Origin of the sequence: Zeaxanthinibacter enoshimensis, from assembly GCF_004362865.1 — a bacterium.
Taxonomy (GTDB): domain Bacteria; phylum Bacteroidota; class Bacteroidia; order Flavobacteriales; family Flavobacteriaceae; genus Zeaxanthinibacter; species Zeaxanthinibacter enoshimensis.
Window position 1 is genome coordinate 1004919 of sequence record NZ_SNYI01000002.1, and the last position, 18966, is coordinate 1023884.

Below are 18966 nucleotides of genomic sequence, written 5' to 3' on the forward strand. Positions count from 1 at the left end.
TTGATTTTATATTAGTCCGTTGTATTTCCGAATAAACCATTCGGCTGCCAGGCTCAGGGCAAGGATTGCCAGTAACCAGGCGAATTCTATCAAAGATACGACATTTTGTTTGCTTTCAAGTACGGGACTCAGGCCCGGATCCTCCTGCAAAACCCTTAAAAGACTGTCGGTCTGGGCAGGAAAGTAAAGGCCTCCCCCGGTCCTTTGGCTGAGCCGCTGCAGCTTTTTGTAATTCGTGGAAACCAGTTGGTCCTCCACTTCGTAATCGAGGATGGTAAATCGACCCGACTTGCTGTTGGGATATCCCCGTACGGCCACTGTGAATTCATAATCTCCTGCCTGCAGGTTGCTCAGATCTGCCTCGAAATAAGACCCTTTCAGAAGCATGGGCATCTCGGTATAGCTCTCCTCACCTGATCTCCTTATCCTGAGCGATAGCTCAGCCCCGGTATCAAATATATAGGTCTCATCAAAGAAGGAGGCCCGAACCATTGCCCGGGAATTTCCCTCGAAGAGATTTTTATAATCCAGTGACAGCCTTTCCCTGGAGGCGGTGTCGCTCAAATACCTCAGGATCTTATTAAAGAACTGGTCAAAGTTCTCAAAGGAATTATTGTTCCTGTAATCCTGCATTCGCCATTTCCAGATATGTTCGCCAAAAAGTACCGCTTCACGCGCCTGGTCGTTAGTGATCACCGCCAGGAGCGGCTCTTCTATCTCTATCCCCCGGATCTGCTGACCTAATAACACCTCATGGGGTTTTGTGATCAGGATATCCCCGAGGTTGACATCGAGGGGCGGGTAATTTCGTATTTCAAAGTCACTGATATCAAACTTCTCAAAACCTGGATTCAGAATTGGTACGGCATTCTCGGTCTCATCCAATACCTCTTTCTGAAAGTTATCCTGGGCATTGTTCAGGAAATCCCAGTCGGTATTTGGACCGGAGATGGTCATCCGGTTGGGATTTTTATTTTTCATCCACTCATATAACCTGTTAAACCGGGATGTCGGCTGGTATAGGATAAGCAGGTCTTTCTCTTCCAGTAATAAGGGATCCGTATCCGGACCTAAAAAAGATACAGACCGTTGTTCATTACTCTCTATCACCTTGATCAGGGCTCCCAGGTCTGGATGCATACGCTCGGAAATCAAAGCGATCTCTGTCCGTTCGTCGACCACTTCCAACACTACCTTACGCCTGTTGTTAACCTGGTTTCGTTCATTAGGCAACGCACTGAGAACGAAACTGATATTCTTAAATCCTACTTTATCCGCCGTCAGAAGATGTCTGTAAGAATAGCTGTTAACGGATGGGTCCAGATCCAGGTTTACACGGTGAACCGGTACATCATCAACTAATAAAGTAAGTGTGGTTCTTACAGGGCTGTCACCCGAATAGGAGACAAACGCCTCGACCGGGTACTGGTTATTCAGGAATGAGAACTGATTGACATTTACCTGGTCTACAGAAACATCTGCATATTGGGTGGTATCGCCCACTGCGACCGTATAAACGGGGAAACGGTCTTTCTCCGGAGGAAATTCATAATCCGTTCCAAGAGTCTGGTTACCATCAGAAAAAAGAACTACGGCTGTTTCCTGTTTTCTGAAGAGTTCAATTACACCTTGTAATGCTGCATGTATATTCGTGGCCGACTCAGAGAAATTGAGCGTATCGGTGGCTGACAACTCTGTGCCAAACGTAAACTCATGGATGTTGAAACGCTGTTGTATTTCCCGGTCCGCTGTTATGAGTTCATAGCTATGCTGTAACTGCTCTGCAGCAGCTGAATCTGCGAGGGAAGAGGAATTATCCCTGAGCAAGACCAGGTTCTGCCGGGATTCCTGGTAAGTATTGCGGATCATTTGCGGATTGATCAGCAACAGGAGAATAATACTTATGGTAATAAAACGAAGTGTTGCCAGTATCCAGGACAGCGTGTTTCCTAAATTAGCACGAAGTTTTCCATACTGGAACCAGGCTAAAACCAGGGCAAGTAGGAGTGCTAAAATGATCAGAACCAGGGTACCTGTTTGCATGTAATACTGTTCTCTGCGAATAAAATATACCTCTCCCCTGTTCCGGGGAGAGGTTATATGTGTACCTTATCAGGTAAGCATTCCGCCATCAACGTTCAACACCTGGCCGGTGACATATGCTGAAAGGTCAGAAGCCAAGTAAAGACAAGCATTGGCTATATCTTCCGGGGTCCCTCCTCTTTTAAGCGGGATTGCATCCCTCCAGCCCTGGACGGTCTTTTCATCGAGTTTCGCAGTCATCTCTGTTTCAATAAACCCTGGGGCTATAGCGTTACACCGGATATTCCGCGATCCCAGTTCCAGCGCCACAGATTTTGTGAAACCGATCATCCCGGCTTTAGAGGCAGCATAATTTGCCTGCCCTGCATTTCCTTTAACACCCACTACACTGCTCATGTTCACGATAGAACCTTTGCGCTGTTTAAGGAAAGTACGCTGGATGGCCTTCGTCATGTTAAATACCGATTTCAGGTTGATCTCGATCACCTTGTCAAAATCCTCTTCGCTCATCCGCATCAGCAAATTGTCTTTGGTGACACCCGCATTATTTATAAGGATATCTATGCTGCCAAAATCTTCGAGCACCAGGTTCACCAGTTCTTCAGATTCTTTAAAATCTGCAGCGTTACTTTTATATGCTTTTGCCTTTACCCCTTTTCCTTCAAGTTCTTTCTGCAATTCGAGAGCCGGCCCTTCGCTGGAGCTGTAAGTAAAAGCAACGTTAGCGCCATGATCGGCGAATACTTCGGCTATTCCTTTACCGATCCCCCTGCTTGCCCCGGTAATGATGGCTGTTTTTCCGTCTAAAAGTTTCATTGTAATTGTATTTGGTTATTCTGTTTTCCGACCTCTTGCATATAATGCACCATGGCATCCTGTGTTCCGCAGCAGATCGCTTACTCAAATATAAGTCTTGTTCTACAGACTGCTAAAAAAAATCCCGCGTTATGCGGGATCTTTATATAAAATTTCGAATGTAGTTTATCCTAAAACTTCCTTTACTTTCTTACCGATCTCTGCCGGAGAATCAACTACGTGGATACCGCATTCGCGCATGATGCGTTTCTTCGCCTGGGCAGTATCATCACTTCCACCTACGATAGCACCGGCATGACCCATAGTTCTTCCAGCAGGCGCAGTTTCACCGGCGATAAATCCGACGATAGGTTTCTTACTTCCACTTTCCTTGTACCATTTGGCAGCGTCAGCTTCTAATTGGCCGCCGATCTCACCGATCATGACAACGCATTCGGTTTCAGGATCCTGGATAAGAAGTTCAACAGCCTCTTTAGTAGTAGTACCGATAATCGGGTCTCCCCCGATACCGATAGCAGTTGTTATTCCAAGTCCCTGGCGCACTACCTGGTCTGCAGCTTCGTAAGTAAGGGTTCCGGATTTAGAGACGATCCCGACTTTCCCTTTTTCGAATACAAAACCGGGCATAATTCCCACTTTAGCTTCACCCGGGGTGATAACTCCCGGACAGTTAGGGCCGATAAGTCGGCAGTCTTTATCCTGGATGTAAGCGTATGCTTTCACCATATCGGCGACAGGAATTCCTTCGGTAATGGTAATGATCACCTTGATTCCTGCATTGGCAGCTTCCATTATTGCATCTGCAGCAAATGCCGGTGGAACAAAGATAATAGTCGTGTCGGCTCCTGCTTTTTCAACAGCTTCTGCCACTGTATTGAAAACAGGTTTCCCCAAATGTTCCTGCCCACCTTTACCGGGGGTTACCCCTCCGACAATGTTGGTGCCATATTCTATCATTTGCTCGGCGTGGAAGGTTCCTTCACTTCCGGTAAATCCCTGGACGATGATCTTGGAGTCCTTGTTGACTAATACACTCATTATTTTTTTGTTTGTTTTAAAGTTTCACAAAAATATGGGTTTGATGACAATTGGTAAAGAATTCTCAGACCAATTGTTTATCTAATTGTTTTTACTATAGCCGGCATCTGTTTTATTGCGGCCAGTTGTTTCATTTTCTCCCGGGCCGGTTCTGCAGGACTTCCAAAATAAGTTTGCCCCCCTTCAAGGCTTTTAGACACCCCTGACTGCCCAAGAAGTACAGCTTTCGCTCCGATAGTCACAGCACTGGTAATTCCTACCTGTCCCCATAGAGTGACTTCGTCCTCCAGGACCACGCAACCGGCAATTCCGCATTGTGAGGCAATAAGACACTTTCTTCCGATCACCGTGTCATGACCAACCTGTACCTGGTTATCCAGTTTGCTCCCGCTTTTAATGGTAGTATCCCCAGTAACTCCCTTATCTACGGAGCACATTGCTCCCAGTTCCACGTCATCCTCTATCACTACCCGACCCCCGGACAGCAGCTTATCAAACCCGGCTGGTCGGTTCTTGTAATAGAATCCATCGCCTCCCAGTACCGTACCGGCATGTATACTTACCCTGTCCCCGATAACGGTATTATCGTAAATGGAAACGTTAGAATGGATAATACAATCGTCCCCGATCACCACGTTATTCCCTATAAAGACATTGGGTTGGATGACCGTATTCTTCCCGATCACGGCCGAGGAGGAAATAGCTTCGGAAGCGGGTTTAAAAGGTCTGAAATGTTTGCTCAGTTTGTTGAAATCCCTGAACGGATCATCCGATATTAGCAGGGCTTTTCCTTCAGGACATTCCACTTCTTTATTTATGAGTACTACAGTGGCGGCGCATTGTAACGCCTTATCGTAATACTTAGGATGGTCCACGAAGACAATATCCCCGGGTTCTACCACGTGGATCTCGTTCATGCCCTGTACCGGGAAATCTTCAGAACCCACGAAACCTGCGTCGATTAACGCTGCTATTTCCTTTAAGGAATGGGTTCTTGGAAATTTCATAAGCTGATTTTATTGTGTTTTCTGGAAAGCCCGGGATTATTCCTTGGCTCGCTCCATATAGTTACCCTTTTCGGTATCTATTTTGATCTTATCCCCTTCGTTAATAAAAAGAGGTACGTTCACCCTGGCACCGGTTTCCACTGTTGCCGGTTTAGTGGCGTTGGTAGCCGTATTTCCTTTTACACCGGGTTCGGTTTCAGTAACCTCCAGGATCACGCTGGCAGGCATTTCAACAGAAAGCGGCATACTATCTTCGGTGTTGAAAAGAATGGTAACAATCTCCCCTTCCTTCAGCAACTGTGGTGTATCCAGGCTGCTCTCCTGTAAGGCGATCTGGTTGTAATCGTCCGTGTTCATGAAATGGTAAGTGCTGCCATCGGCATACAGGAACTGGTAAGAACGGGTCTCTACCCGCACGTCCTCTATCTTATGACCGGCAGAGAAAGTATTTTCCAGTACTTTCCCGTTAGTTACGCTCTTTAATTTTGTCCGGACAAAGGCAGGGCCTTTCCCGGGTTTTACATGCAGGAATTCTATGATCTTGTAAATGTCATTGTTATAACGGATGCAAAGTCCTTTCCTGATATCTGATGTGCTTGCCATAATGTGTTAATTGTTACTGAAGTATCCTTTCATAATACCGCGTTGTGAATCACGGATAAATTGCAAAATCTCGTCCCTTTCCGGGGTGGCCTCTACTTCGGCCTCTATGATCTGAACCGCCTGTGAGTTGTTGTAATTCTTCTGGTACAGTATACGATAAATGTTTTGTATCTCCCGAATCTTTTCAGATGCGAAGCCTCTCCTGCGGAGTCCAACCGAGTTGATCCCCACATAAGACATGGGTTCTCTCGCTCCTTTGACGAATGGGGGCACATCTTTACGCACCAGGGATCCCCCGGTCACAAAGGCATGATTCCCGATCGCCACAAACTGGTGCACTGCTACCAGACCGGCCAGTACGACATTATCACCTATGGTGACGTGCCCTGCAAGGGTTGAATTGTTAGAAAAGATACAGTTCTTTCCTACCAGGCAATCGTGAGCAATATGACAGTAGGCCATGATCAGGCAGTTATCTCCTATCACGGTCTTCATCCGGTCCGATGTTCCTTTGTTTATTGTCGCACATTCCCGGATCGTTACGTTGTTCCCGATCTCAACTGTCGTTTCCTCCCCGTTGTACTTGAGGTCCTGGGGAGGTGCAGAGATTACAGCACCGGGAAATATATTACAGTTCTTACCTATCCTGGCACCTTCCATGATGGTGACGTTAGACCCGATCCAGGTTCCCTCCCCGATCACCACGTTATTATGGATAGTCGTAAAGGGTTCTACGACCACGTTCTTCGCGATCTTAGCTCCGGGATGTATATAGGCCAGGGGTTGATTCATATTATTTCTTTTTTGCGATCTGGGCCATCATTTCGGCTTCACAGACCAGTTTATTGTTAGCGTAGGCATATGCCTGCATATGACAAATTCCCCTGCGGATAGGGGTGATCAGGCTGCAGTGAAAGATAAGGGTATCTCCGGGAAGTACTTTCTGCTTAAACTTAACCTTGTCTATTTTCATAAAGAAGGTCAGGTAATTCTCCGGGTCAGGCACCGTACTTAGTACGAGGATTCCACCCGTCTGGGCCATAGCTTCTACCTGCAATACACCTGGCATTACGGGTGCTCCGGGAAAATGTCCCACAAAGAACGGTTCGTTCATGGTAACATTTTTCATTCCGACCACGTGTTCGTCAGAAAGTTCCAGGATACGGTCGATCAGCAAGAATGGCGGCCTGTGGGGCAGCATACTCATGATCTTGTGGATATCCATAAGCGGTGGCAGGCTCAGGTCATACTGCGGAATATTATTGCGCTTCTCTGCCTTGATGATCTTAGAGATCTTCTTGGCAAACTGCGTATTTACATAGTGCCCGGGTTTATTAGCGATTACTTTACCCTTGATACGTGTACCGATCAGGGCCAGGTCACCTACCACGTCCAGTAATTTATGCCTTGCAGCTTCGTTCGGGTGGTGCAGTGTCAGGTTATCCAGGATACCATTTGGCTTCACCGATAGCTTCTTCTTCTTAAAAGCCTTTTCGAGCTTCACCATGGTTTCATCAGAGATCTCCTTATCTACGTATACGATGGCATTATTAAGGTCTCCTCCTTTGATCAGGCCGTTTTCAAGTAGCATTTCCAGTTCATGCAGGAAACTGAAGGTTCTTGCCGAAGCGATCTCCTCTTTAAAATCCGACATTTGCTCCAGGGTGGCATTCTGTGTCCCCAGGATCTTGGTGCCAAAATCGACCATGGTTGTTACCTGGTACTGATCTGCCGGGATAACAGTGATCTCGCTGCCACTAACTTCATCCTTATAGGTGATCACATCTTTAACCACGTATTCATCCCGGTCTTCTTCCTGTTCTACAATGCCCGCTTTCTCAAGGGCCTCAACAAAGAATTTAGATGAACCATCCATGATCGGGGGTTCGGAAGAATTGAGTTCAATCAGCACGTTGTCCAGGTCCATACCTACTAAGGCCGCCAGGACATGTTCCGATGTCTGGATCTTGACCCCTTTCTTTTCCAGGTTGGTTCCCCGCTGTGTGTTGACCACGTAATTAGCGTCGGCTTCAATCAGGGGCTGCCCATCCAGGTCTACCCTTTTAAAAACAAAACCGTGGTTTTCCGGGGCAGGTACAAATTTCATTGTTACGTTTTCCCCGGTATGAAGGCCTACACCCTCCAGTGTTACCTCCTGAGCGATAGTTTTCTGCTTTGCCATTCTCTTAATCCCTCTTAATATTTTTTTCTATTTCCTGGATCCTGTTCACGATCCCTGGTAAGTTTTTAAAATGAACATATGATTTATTATAATCCCCGTAATTGATTGCCGGAGAGCCTTGAAGAACTTCATCATCCTTCACATTACGACCTACGCCGGACTGTGCCTGAATCTTTACCCGGTCCCCGATAACGATGTGTCCTACGATTCCCACCTGCCCGCCTATCATGCAGTGCTTGCCGATCTTGGTAGATCCGGCAATACCTGTTTGGGCTGCAATGGCCGTGTGCTCGCCGATCTCCACATTATGCGCGATCTGAATCTGGTTGTCCAGCTTAACTCCCCTCCTCAGGATGGTAGATCCAAGGGTAGCTCGGTCTATAGTAGTACCTGCCCCGATATCCACGTTATCTTCCAGTATAACGTTACCTGTTTGCGGTACTTTACTATACTCTCCGTCAGCGTTGGGAGCAAAACCAAACCCATCTGCCCCGATAATAGCCCCGCTATGAATAACGCAACCATTCCCGATCAGGGTTTCTGAATATATCTTAGCCCCGGGAAAAATGATCACATCGTTCCCGATCACTACGTTATCTCCGATATAAACATTCGGAAAAACCTTAACATTGTTACCAAGGGATACATTATTACCCAGGTATGAAAAGGCACCTAAATAAAGATCATCTCCGTATTTGGCACTATCCGAAATAAAAACAGGATTTTCTATCCCGCTCTTATTAAACTTAACCTGGTTGTAATATTCCAGTAATTTAGAAAAGGACTTGTACGCATCCTCTACCTTGATAAGGGTAGTCTTCAACTCATGTTCAGGTTCAAAATCGTTATTGACGATCGTGATAGAAGCTTCTGTACTGTAAATGTACTGGGTATACTTGGGGTTGGCGAGAAAGGTCAGGGAACCTTCCTCCCCTTCCTCTATTTTAGCCAGTTTATGGACGGCCGTTTCCGGGTCGCCAACGACTTTTCCTTCCAAAATTCCGGCAATCTGACTCGCTGTAAATTCCAATGATAAAATTTTAGTTCATATCGCTATGATGGGGACAAAAGTAAGAAAAAATGCCGAATGGAAATGAAGCCGTATCTCAGCAACTCCCGCTTCTTTTAACAGGCTGTCAATTACCACAAATCAACTGGCGGCAAGAGCTGGTTCAGAGCCCAATATGTCCCTTTTTAGGGTAGCAGCAGTAGTATTTAGTGACGGTTTTAGAGAGTGCTTTGAGGTTCAGGTGGTCTGATGCCTTGGCCACATCAGTCAACTTCCCGTTACTCCTTAAAATATTAATATTCTGTTGTTCCAGGTCGTATGCTTTATTCTCGATAGCCCCATGGAAAACAAAGTAAGCGGACTCTTCAGCTGACAGCTTATACCGCTTTTGTACCTTACTGAATTTCGCTTCTAACTTATCCAGGTCTATTGGTTTATTCTTTATCTTGATACTAAGCAGTTTGCGATGCAGCAGCATGCCGCAAAGGTTAGACAAGACGAAATCATCGTGGTATTGCCAGGCTTTTATAGCAGACAGGATGTCTATATCATCCAGGGCAGCAAAACGATCTAAAACTTCTTTATCCAGGTGAGACCCGGTAATCCTGTTTTCCAGGAAATACAACAGCGGGACGCTTGCCTGTAATTTATGCCCGAGACCATAAAGCTCCTTGGCTCTTCTCAGGATATTGATGAGGAGTTGCTCTGCCACAAGGCTGGCCTTATGCAGGTAGACCTGCCAGTACATAAACCTTCTTGCCATCAGGAATTTCTCCACGGAGTAGATCCCTTTTTCTTCCACTACCAGCTGCCCGTCGACCACGTTAAGCATAGTGATCAGGCGTTCAGAATTAATGTTTCCTTCGGCAACACCGGTGTAAAAACTATCGCGCTTCAGGTAATCCAGGCGATCCATATCTAACTGGCTCGACACTAATTGGTTGAGGTACTTTTTAGAATAGTTGCCTTTAAAAATCTCTATTCCCAGGCTGAGCTTGCCCCCGAACTCCTGGTTCAGCGCTTTCATAAATTCGGCCGAAAGGGTTTCATGGGTAACACCTTCTATGATGCTGTGCTCCATGGCATGAGAGAACGGTCCATGCCCGATATCGTGTAAAAGGATAGCGACCAGCAACCCGGATTCTTCTTCCTCTGTAATTTCTACCTGTTTATAGCGCAAGACCTGTATGGCCTGCCGCATCAGGTGCATCCCCCCAAGGGCATGGTGGAACCTGGTATGATGTGCACCGGGGTACACCAGGTAGGAAAGTCCCATCTGGGAGATCCTCCTCAGCCGCTGAAAGTACTGGGCTTCAATGAGGTCAAAAATAAGCGTATTCGGTATTCCAATAAATCCGTAAATTGGATCATTGAAAATTTTGAGCTTTTTCGATTTTCGCAAGATCACGTTCTCTTTAAACGTGTAAATATACGGACTAAATGAAGAAAATTACCATTCTGTGGGTAGATGATGAGATAGACCTGCTGAAGCCCCATATCCTTTTCCTGGAAGCTAAAAATTACGAAGTGGTGACCTGCAAAAGCGGGCAGGATGCCCTGGAAGAAATCACACAGAATCAGTTTGATATTGTTTTCCTCGATGAGAATATGCCAGGGTTATCGGGCCTGGAAACACTGAACGAGATCAAGGTCCACTCCCCTTCCCTTCCCGTGGTTATGATCACGAAGAGTGAAGAGGAGTACATCATGGAAGAGGCTATTGGCTCTAAAATCGCCGATTATCTTATAAAACCCGTAAATCCTAACCAGATCCTGCTTTCCCTCAAAAAGAACCTGGATCATTCCAGGCTGATCTCCGAAAAGACCACCGCCAATTACCAGCAGGAATTTCGAAAGATCGCGATGGACCTTTCCATGGTCAATAGTTACCAGGAGTGGGCAGAACTGTATAAGAAATTAATATACTGGGAGTTGCAACTCGAAGAGATAGAGGATTCAGGAATGTTCGAGATCCTGGAATCCCAGAAGACTGAGGCCAACAGCCAGTTCGGGAAATTTATCGATCAGCATTACCCGGGATGGTTCTCCGCCGGGGATGGTCCTGTGATGTCACATACCCTGTTCAAGGAATTGGTTGCGCCCGGGATCAGGGAGAAACCAACGCTTCTCGTAGTGATAGATAATCTGAGGTATGACCAGTGGCTGGCTTTTGAAGATATCATTGCGCCCTTCTACAGGAAACGGAAAGAGGTACCCTACTACAGCATCCTCCCAACAGCTACCCAGTATGCGAGGAATGCTATTTTCTCCGGGCTGACCCCATTGGATATGGAAAAGAAATACCCGAAATGGTGGAAGAATGATACCGATGAAGGGGGTAAGAATTTACACGAAGAAGATTTCCTTGGTGAACAGATCAAAAGACTGGGGCTGAATCTCAACTGGTCCTACCATAAAATTAGCAGTCTTAAACAAGGAAAACACCTGTCGCAAAACTTCAGGTCCCAGAAGAACAACGACCTCACCGTTATCGTTTATAACTTCGTGGATATGCTATCGCATGCCAAAACAGAGATGGAGGTGATCAAGGAACTGGCGAGTAATGATAAAGCCTACCGTTCCCTGACACAAAGCTGGTTCAAGAACTCTCCCCTATTAGAGATGATACAACAGGCTCAGGTTTTAGGATTTCAGCTTATTATCACAACGGATCACGGCACCATTAATGTAAAGCAGGCATCAAAGGTGATCGGGGACAGGGACACCAGCCTGAACCTGAGGTACAAAACAGGTCGCAGTCTTACTTACGAAGAAAAGGATGTCCTGGAGGCTAAAGATCCGTCGAAGATCAATCTTCCCAGTATCAATATGAGCAGTTCTTTTATTTTCGCCAAGAACGATCTCTTCTTTGCTTATCCCAATAATTACAACCACTTTGTAGGCTATTACAGGAATACATACCAGCATGGCGGGGTTTCCCTTGAAGAGATGATTATCCCCTTTGTGGTATTAGATCCCCGGTAAGATCCGGGCCCGGTTGTTCGCATTTGGAAAAACGGTATCCCCTTGGGAATTAATATGGAAGTACTGGTCCCGGAACAATTGGTAATAAGCACCTTTCTTCCCTAGCAGGGACAGGTGGTCACCAGTTTCAATTATCCTGCCCTTATCCAGGACAACGATCCTGTCAGCATTAATAATGGTTCTCAGCCGATGTGCAATAATTACAACAGTCATCCCTTGTTTCTTTAAATTTTTGATAGTGCTGTTCACGAATTGGGCCGCCCGGCTGTCGAGCGATGAGGTAGCTTCGTCAAGGATCAGGATGGCAGGTTCCCTGTAGATCGCACGTGCGATGGCCAGCCTTTGTCTCTGCCCCCCGGAAAGCGTGGCCCCATTTTCCCCTAGCACTGTATTATAGGCATACGGCAGCTTTTCAATAAAATCGGATATCCCTAACTGCCTGCATATTTTGATGATATCTTCGATCCTGGGATTAGGATCGCCCAAGGCTATATTATCAATCACTGTACTGTTGAACAGGTGAATGTTCTGAGGCACGGAGGCTATGAATGAATGCAGACACGATGCCTTGATTTGGCTGATATCAAAATCATTGATCCGGATACTTCCTTTATTTACCGGGTAAATACGTTGCATCAATGCAGCCAGGGTTGATTTGCCTGAACCGCTTATTCCTGCAAATGCGATCACCTCCCCTTTATTAATCCTGAGATCAATATTTTTTACGATCAGCGCCCGGTTGCCATATCGGAAACTCACATTCCTGAATTCGATCTGACCGAAATCTTTTTTATCAAGGGATAAACTACCGGATTGATCTTCAATTTCCAGGTCCATTATCTCAAATAACCTGTCAGCGGCTATGAATGCATTCTGGATATCTTTATTGGAATTGATGAGTCCCAATAAGGGCCCGGTTAAATATCCTATTATGGCATAGAAAGACATCAGTTCCCCGGCAGTGATCTCCTGCCCGACCACGAAATAGGAACCACACCAGAATAGCAATACGACGTACACTTGGGAAACAAATCCACTGCTGCTTCCTGAAAAAATACGGTTCATGGCTGATTGGTAGGTTGACTGCAGAAGTTTGACGAATAGAAATTCTGTTTTAGCATTGGAAGATCGCTGCAGGCCAAACCTTTTAATGGTACCAACTGCTGATAGAGATTCTACCAACTGACTCTCTAAATCGGCCGCATGTTCCATGACCTTCCTTTCGGTGTTCCTGTTCAACCGGTTGACCAAAAAGTAGAGAAGACAAAAGACTGGAATGACCAGCATCATTACAAGCGCCAGTTTCCAGTAATAAGAAAACATAAAAAGAAAGGAAAACAGCAAGATGAGACAGTTAACGCTAAGGTTTAAAGCAACCCCGTTGATAAAATGCCGGATCTTAACGGCATCATTCACCCTGGAAATGATCTCCCCCACCCGCATGGTGTCAAAAAAGGATTGCGGCAGGTGGAGCAGGTGTTTGTAGTACCCCAAGATCAGGCGCATGTCGATCTGCTGACCGGTCTTGGTTAAAAAAATATCTTTAAATATGCCTACCACCAGCTGAAGGATAATACACAAGAGCATAAGTACCCCTAATAAATTCATGAGTTTCAGGTTGTTTCCTCCCAGCACAAAATCGGTGATCTTCTGGATATAGATGGCCGTGGAAAAACCGAGCAGCGTATATACCACCGCTCCAAAAAAAGCCTGGGCAATTACTGTGTTATGAGGCCTCAGTAACTGGTAAAAACGCCGTACCACTGATACCTTTTTGTTGGCTGCTGTAAAACCGGTATCCGGTTCCATTAAGACCAGGATGCCGGACCATTCAGCTTGGAATCTCTCAAAAGGTTTCCGGATCAATTTACCCTGGGCGGGGTCCATTAATCGTACAGATTTACCTGAAACGGCATAGAGGACTACGTAGTGATGCCTGTCATTATTCAGTACTACATGAGCTATTGCCGGCAATGGAATCGCGGTTAGTGATGCTGCATTTGCGCGTACTCCCTTGGCTGTGAACCCGAGCCTGCCCAATGCTTCGAGCAGACCCAGAACGTTTGTTCCTTTTTTGTCTGTACCCGCATATTGACGAATTCGGGCTATGGGTAAATAGAGCTTATAATGGGCAGCGACTGAGGCGATACAGGCCGCTCCACAATCGGTTACATCATGCTGTTTTATACACTTGTGAGCCATAGTCTGGGGATATAGCTTCAAGATAATCCTGCAGACTGCAATTTCTTGGTGATAGGATCCATTAAACCATGAGCACGGGAAGAATGTTGACCATACTGTGCAGGACGAAGGCGTAAAACAGCCCATATCTTACCCGGAGATAACCCAGGATTATTGCCGAAACAGCCTGTGGTAAAGTAAGCAGCAGTAATACAGGCGATGATCCAGGTTCCGCCCCGTAATTCCAGACATGCAGGCATCCGAATAAGGCTACATGCAGGTAAAAAATTATGGGGTAAAATTTAGAAAAGATCAATGCAGCTTTTTTTTGATACTTCTTAAGACAAAAATAACAGCCTGATCCCAGGCAGAAAGACGTGGCCGTGGAGATCAGTATACAAGGCCAGGGTTGAAAATCTGTATAAGCCTCTAATGCGATAAAGCTGCAACAATAGGCTGCAATGGAAACCGAAACAGCTTGGTATAGTGGTTTAAAGACAAGGGGTAACCTAAACATAAACTCCTCCAGTAAGGGCAGTACCAAGACCACCACGAGGATTAAATCCAAGCCACTATATCGTTTATTGATCAGTTCAATTCCTGTATGTTGGGGAGTGATAAAAAGCAAAAGCAGGACTGCAATAGAAATGGAAATACTTACATTAATCAGGAAGGATGCCCATAATACCCGGAAGGCATTCACGGAGTCGAGCTTTTCCCGATTCATTCCCTTTGGATGTAGTGCAAACCGGATTAAATTCTTAAAACAATATTTTATAGTGTAGGACTCCACATTTTATCGATGGAAAGGTGACTGGAAAATAAAAGACCAGCCATAGAATGACCGGTCTTTAAAACCTGCTTAATCAAAAGGGCTCAATATACTAGACACCCCCTGAAGAAATTCCCCAAAGGCTTTTATCCCATGCCTTAGATGATTTCCGATCGTATAACCTAAATTATAGTCGCTATCGTTACCGCCGGAAATTTCCAAAATTTCCCGGGCATTTAATAATTGTATTTCCATGATAAATCAATTGACATTAATGTGAATCAACTCCCATCAGACCATCCCATAGCCCGTGTAAAAGGTCAACGCCCTTGCCCAGGGCATGGCCGGCAATGTATGCCGCTGTGTGGTAAAAGGCAGGTTCTTCACCTCCTCTTACTTGTTCTAATTCAAATGAACTCAACTCTTTCATGACTTTCATCTTCAGATTTCCCTGGAGCCATCTTTAAACCCCTCGATAAAAAGTTGAACACTTTGCCCTATGGCAATACCTGCATCAATTGCCCATTTAGGAGGCGGACCTATCCAGAATCCTCCCCTGATCATACATTGCTCTTCCTGCGATAAAATTTCTAAATCTTTCATTGTTAAACTATTTAATTCATGTTTCCGTTTACAAATGAATGTCGTGCACTTACATCATTTCAGGTCCCTAAATTAAAGGCCTTCACTGCAGGAAACATTCATAATAAGATTAAATCGGAAAGGGATAGGGAGGAATGCTAAAAAATAGGGTGCCTTTGTTTGCAAGCCACATCACCGTCTGTAAACACCACCAAGAAATGACGGACATAACTCAAAAACTCAGCACCCTTCACTTTCCGAACCCCAGGACTTAAACCTCTCATTTTAAGCTGAACAAGGATCAAGGCGTCATTTTAATGGAACCAAATAACCAACCTATTCGTACAATGTTCACCTGTTGTTACAGAAGGTATCAATTCATTTAATGATCGCAAGTTAAATGCGTTCACTGCAAAAAACTTGCAGTCAATGCATTCTGGCGAAATTTTGGTCTTTTATTCCAACTATCATCCGAATTCAGGCGTTCAGGCATCCAGTAGCTACCCCCAAAAATATGGGTGGTTTCATCCCGGCTGATCACTGAGACGTTGATCTCTACGTTCAAATGGAAATCATCGTCATAGAAATAGGTCTTTCTTGACCTGTCATAGAGGATTGGTGCATGGTAGTCTCTTAATTGTTCTATCAGGTGATATAATAATCTTACACTGATATGAAGTCTTTCTGCCAATTCTGTCGGTGACCCCGTTTTTTCCTGCTCAATTAATGAGTGCAGACGTTCTAATCGTTCCAAATTCTTGATTGTTCTCATAATACTCGACATTTATTGTTACCATATATTCTCATAAATTGCTGGGATCTATCCAATCATCCATGCTGTCAAACAAGAGATCATAGAGGCTTCTTTCCGCCAGGAGAAAATGAGCTGAAAGGGACATTCCTTTCTTTATCTGACCTTTAACACCATTTTTTAATTGAAGAAATTCTGTATCCAGGCTGCATAACACTCGGTAGTATGGGTACTTATCAATAAGTTCCACATCCTTACCAATGTCCCTGATCCTTCCATCTGCCATTCCCCATAAATTATGATTGTAGGCATCAATGCTGAAGCGGACCTGAGCGTTCTCTTTAAGGAATCCTATCAAAGAAGAATTGACAAAGCATTCGACCAACTTGGAAGTATCCGGGGAGATTTCAGCCAGGAGGGAACCGCTGTATAAGACTGTACCCGGTTGGGAAAGCTGTGAAGACAATAGATGCCCGGTCAGGGGTGAAAGAATGACCAGGTCCTTTAATTCTCCTCTCAGGAATTCAATTTCTGCCTGTATCCTATCAATTTTCTGTTGCCAGGTGAATCGTTCCTGTATCCAGATTTCGCGCTGCTGGGATCTGTACTGTAGATATTCAAATCTCTTTTTCCGCAATTCGTTGAGGTGATTCTGATAATCATAGTCAGAAATAACCCCTTTTTCAGCGAGGCGGGAAAAACGTTGTAATTTTTGTTTAACTGCAAGATGTTGTTGCCGTAGTTCATGAGAATTGAGAATATATTTCTCCTGCGAATTCTGATAGTTTGCAGTCTTTAAATTTTGTACTGAAGCATCCTTGTTGTTTAGCAACACATCCAGGTCTGCTAAATTCAGCTTGTAGTCCGATAAACGAATTTCCAGTTCCCGTACACGCAACCAGCGGTTGCCCGGATCCTGAACAAGCAGAGTATCACCTTTATAAACAAATCGATTATGTTCTACCTCGCTGCGGAGAACAGGGGCCGTGGCAAGGACTTTTACGGTGGCACGGGACTGTTCGGAACGGACCATGCCTCTTACAGAACTGTTTACCGGCACCCGGATCCAGGGCATGGCGAGCAGAAAACTCGAAAAGGAAAATAACACCAGGCTGTAGATTATTTTACATCTTTGCGAAAGATGCGCAGAATAGCCTTGTACTGTGAATCGAACACTCCTTTTATCCCGTAATATCTCCATAGCGTATAGAGTTTATTATAGATCTCGGGGTGTAAATGAGAAACAAATATATCGATTATAGTCTATATATCCAAATTAATTTACTAAACACAAAAGTTAATCCATTGCTAATAAATGCATTCGTTAGGGAACAAATCATTTAATTTCGTATCTTTACTCCGTTAAACAACTCATTCATCGAATATAGTCTTAATATGTTAAAAACTATCGACCGCCTTTGGCAGTTTATACAGTACGCAGGGTTAAGCGCAAGACAATTTGATTTGTCTATAGGTGCCAGTAATGGATATACCCTGAGGATGAAGAAGAATCACGCCTCCATTGGGAGTGATGTGATCGAAACGATTCTGAGAACTTACCCCCAGTTAAACGTGGTGTGGTTATTGACTGGTGAAGGTGACATGCTTCTTCCGGAGAAACAGCCGGCCATCTCATCTTACGAGCAGTTACCCGGTGAAAAACAGGCCGAAATTGAACGACTGATCGAGCAGAAGGTAAAGGAACGCCAGGACGAGCAACTCCAGTACCTGCTCAAGGAAGTAACCCGGGAGATCGAAAGGAACCAGGGAAAGAAATAAGCTTTCCTTTAATAGATCCGAGATTTTCTGATAATTTTCATAAAGCGCCCGCAGTACCATGCGGGCAGCTTCATCTTGCCATGTAGTGTACTACCAGGTATTCTTTTTAGATCACACCGATCATCTTCCAGAATTCTTTTATAATTTGAGGGGCATCTCCCCTGCTGACTTCCTATTTTATTAAGGACATCTACTGCGGCTTCATAGTGGCCTGGAGTTCTAAGTAATTCCCAGAGGAGCTGGTCTATTCGCCTTCTTTTTGTCGGATTACCGTTAAAATTTGTTCCCGTAAGCGTATCAACTCTTCTAATTTATCCGCCTCGTTGAGGTTTTCTTTATCTCGTATTCTATCCAATTTATTTCTAACTGTTGTAAGGGTAGAATCTTCTGATAAAAATTTTATGAGATTGGTCAATTCAATATCAAGTTCATTCTGGATTTCAGAAAGTTTTACTTCATATTTTACTTTTTCCGAAGCGTAAACGAGAATAGATATGATGATCAGCAAGTAAGGAATGGTATTGAGATTACGCCATTCATATATATCTATTTCATAAAACAACTCCCAAAGCTGAAATGTCGATAATATAATTGGGGCTAGAATTGCGTATCGCCACCAATATGGACATGTAATAAACCAAATAAACAGTGGTAATATGTATACTAAATTCAACATCACTAGCCATACCATTGTATTAATATCAGGAAAATCAAATGTTCCGATCTCGACAAGGTATAAATTTAATGTTGTGGTGCCAGAAGGAATAAAACGATGTAAATTGTAAATAATGGGCAATATTAGCAAAATGGATATTGCAATCAATTTGGTAATTCTACTTACAGAAGGTCTCCCAATGGAACCAGCCAAAAGACGTTCAGATATCATGCCTCTTGTAAAGACTAATCTATTTTTATAATCATCAATCTTTCTCATTGATTGAAATTTCTTTTCTTCTCTCAACGTGTCCAGCAATCCTTCGTAAAATTTTTTAGAATCGTTTATGATTAATTTTTGAAGACTAGTCCTGTCGAATACCTCATTTATGTTCGATAAATAAGACTGATTTAATCGAAATAAAACATAAATTATAATGCTGTTGATGAATAAGGATAAAATTACAGATAAGAGGTCATTTTGAATAAAAGCGAAAAGATTATAGCGTATAAGAGAATCACTAAATAATATAATAGGAATGAGTGTGAAATAACGCCACTTAA

At 44.3% G+C, this 18966-nt stretch carries 18 protein-coding genes; 2 read left to right on the top strand and 16 right to left on the bottom strand.

The genetic code is table 11. The features are described 5' to 3' along the window. Nucleotides 1-6 precede the first annotated feature (6 nt). The 9 genes from CLV82_RS10600 to CLV82_RS10640 all read right to left on the bottom strand — a co-directional run bounded on the left by CLV82_RS10600 (nt 7) and on the right by CLV82_RS10640 (nt 10100). The gene (locus CLV82_RS10600) at nt 7-2043 is read right to left on the bottom strand and encodes a VWA domain-containing protein (protein ID WP_133644270.1); all 2037 of its coding nucleotides are present in this window, start codon (nt 2041-2043) and stop codon (nt 7-9) included. 69 nt (nt 2044-2112) lie between these two features. Continuing rightward, nucleotides 2113-2859: a 3-oxoacyl-[acyl-carrier-protein] reductase gene (fabG, locus tag CLV82_RS10605; protein ID WP_133644271.1), complete on the bottom strand. Its 747-nt coding sequence runs from the start codon at nt 2857-2859 to the stop codon at nt 2113-2115. Nucleotides 2860-3024: 165 nt separating this feature from the next. Next, nucleotides 3025-3897, bottom strand: a complete 873-nt coding sequence (sucD, locus tag CLV82_RS10610; protein WP_133644272.1) for a succinate--CoA ligase subunit alpha — start codon at nt 3895-3897, stop codon at nt 3025-3027. Nucleotides 3898-3974: 77 nt separating this feature from the next. Continuing rightward, nucleotides 3975-4904, bottom strand: coding sequence for a UDP-3-O-(3-hydroxymyristoyl)glucosamine N-acyltransferase (locus CLV82_RS10615; RefSeq protein ID WP_133644273.1), 930 nt, complete (start codon nt 4902-4904; stop codon nt 3975-3977). Between the two features lie 36 nt (nt 4905-4940). Next, nucleotides 4941-5507 carry an elongation factor P gene (gene efp, locus CLV82_RS10620; RefSeq protein WP_133644274.1) on the bottom strand — a complete coding sequence of 189 codons (567 nt, stop codon included), beginning with the start codon at nt 5505-5507 and terminating at the stop codon, nt 4941-4943. A gap of 6 nt (nt 5508-5513) precedes the next feature. After that, the gene (lpxA, locus tag CLV82_RS10625; RefSeq protein ID WP_133644275.1) at nt 5514-6299 is read right to left on the bottom strand and encodes an acyl-ACP--UDP-N-acetylglucosamine O-acyltransferase; all 786 of its coding nucleotides are present in this window, start codon (nt 6297-6299) and stop codon (nt 5514-5516) included. A gap of 1 nt (nt 6300) precedes the next feature. Continuing rightward, on the bottom strand, nt 6301-7689 hold the full coding sequence (locus CLV82_RS10630) for a bifunctional UDP-3-O-[3-hydroxymyristoyl] N-acetylglucosamine deacetylase/3-hydroxyacyl-ACP dehydratase (protein ID WP_133644276.1): 1389 nt from the start codon (nt 7687-7689) through the stop codon (nt 6301-6303). A gap of 4 nt (nt 7690-7693) precedes the next feature. After that, nucleotides 7694-8719, bottom strand: a complete 1026-nt coding sequence (gene lpxD / locus CLV82_RS10635) for a UDP-3-O-(3-hydroxymyristoyl)glucosamine N-acyltransferase (RefSeq protein ID WP_133644277.1) — start codon at nt 8717-8719, stop codon at nt 7694-7696. A 142-nt stretch (nt 8720-8861) separates the two neighbouring features. Then, on the bottom strand, nt 8862-10100 hold the full coding sequence (locus CLV82_RS10640) for an HD domain-containing protein (protein WP_133644278.1): 1239 nt from the start codon (nt 10098-10100) through the stop codon (nt 8862-8864). Nucleotides 10101-10138: 38 nt separating this feature from the next. On the opposite strand from CLV82_RS10640, the gene porX reads away from it, so the two are divergent. Further along, entirely contained in the window at nt 10139-11683 is a 1545-nt protein-coding gene (porX, locus tag CLV82_RS10645; RefSeq protein WP_133644279.1) for a T9SS response regulator signal transducer PorX, read from the top strand. Here the strand turns inward: porX and CLV82_RS10650 are convergent. The 6 genes from CLV82_RS10650 to CLV82_RS10665 form a co-directional block, all read right to left on the bottom strand. Beyond that, a complete protein-coding gene (locus CLV82_RS10650) occupies nt 11669-13885 on the bottom strand; it encodes a peptidase domain-containing ABC transporter (protein WP_133644280.1) in 2217 nt (738 codons plus the stop codon). The two genes, porX and CLV82_RS10650, sit on opposite strands and share 15 nt — an antisense overlap. Before the next feature lie 61 nt (nt 13886-13946). After that, nucleotides 13947-14591, bottom strand: a complete 645-nt coding sequence (locus CLV82_RS10655) for a CPBP family glutamic-type intramembrane protease (RefSeq protein ID WP_133644281.1) — start codon at nt 14589-14591, stop codon at nt 13947-13949. 316 nt (nt 14592-14907) lie between these two features. Next, nucleotides 14908-15066, bottom strand: coding sequence for a hypothetical protein (locus tag CLV82_RS14735; RefSeq protein WP_166636704.1), 159 nt, complete (start codon nt 15064-15066; stop codon nt 14908-14910). Nucleotides 15067-15077: 11 nt separating this feature from the next. Then, a complete protein-coding gene (locus CLV82_RS14740; protein ID WP_166636705.1) occupies nt 15078-15239 on the bottom strand; it encodes a hypothetical protein in 162 nt (53 codons plus the stop codon). A 385-nt stretch (nt 15240-15624) separates the two neighbouring features. After that, nucleotides 15625-15990, bottom strand: a complete 366-nt coding sequence (locus CLV82_RS10660; RefSeq protein ID WP_133644282.1) for an HTH domain-containing protein — start codon at nt 15988-15990, stop codon at nt 15625-15627. 31 nt (nt 15991-16021) lie between these two features. Further along, nucleotides 16022-17170 carry an HlyD family secretion protein gene (locus CLV82_RS10665; protein ID WP_133644283.1) on the bottom strand — a complete coding sequence of 383 codons (1149 nt, stop codon included), beginning with the start codon at nt 17168-17170 and terminating at the stop codon, nt 16022-16024. A gap of 194 nt (nt 17171-17364) precedes the next feature. On the opposite strand from CLV82_RS10665, the gene CLV82_RS10670 reads away from it, so the two are divergent. Beyond that, nucleotides 17365-17748, top strand: a complete 384-nt coding sequence (locus CLV82_RS10670) for a hypothetical protein (protein ID WP_133644284.1) — start codon at nt 17365-17367, stop codon at nt 17746-17748. A 244-nt stretch (nt 17749-17992) separates the two neighbouring features. Here CLV82_RS10670 and CLV82_RS10675 read toward each other — a convergent pair whose 3' ends face one another. Next, entirely contained in the window at nt 17993-18682 is a 690-nt protein-coding gene (locus tag CLV82_RS10675) for a hypothetical protein (RefSeq protein ID WP_133644285.1), read from the bottom strand. Nucleotides 18683-18966: the final 284 nt, after the last annotated feature.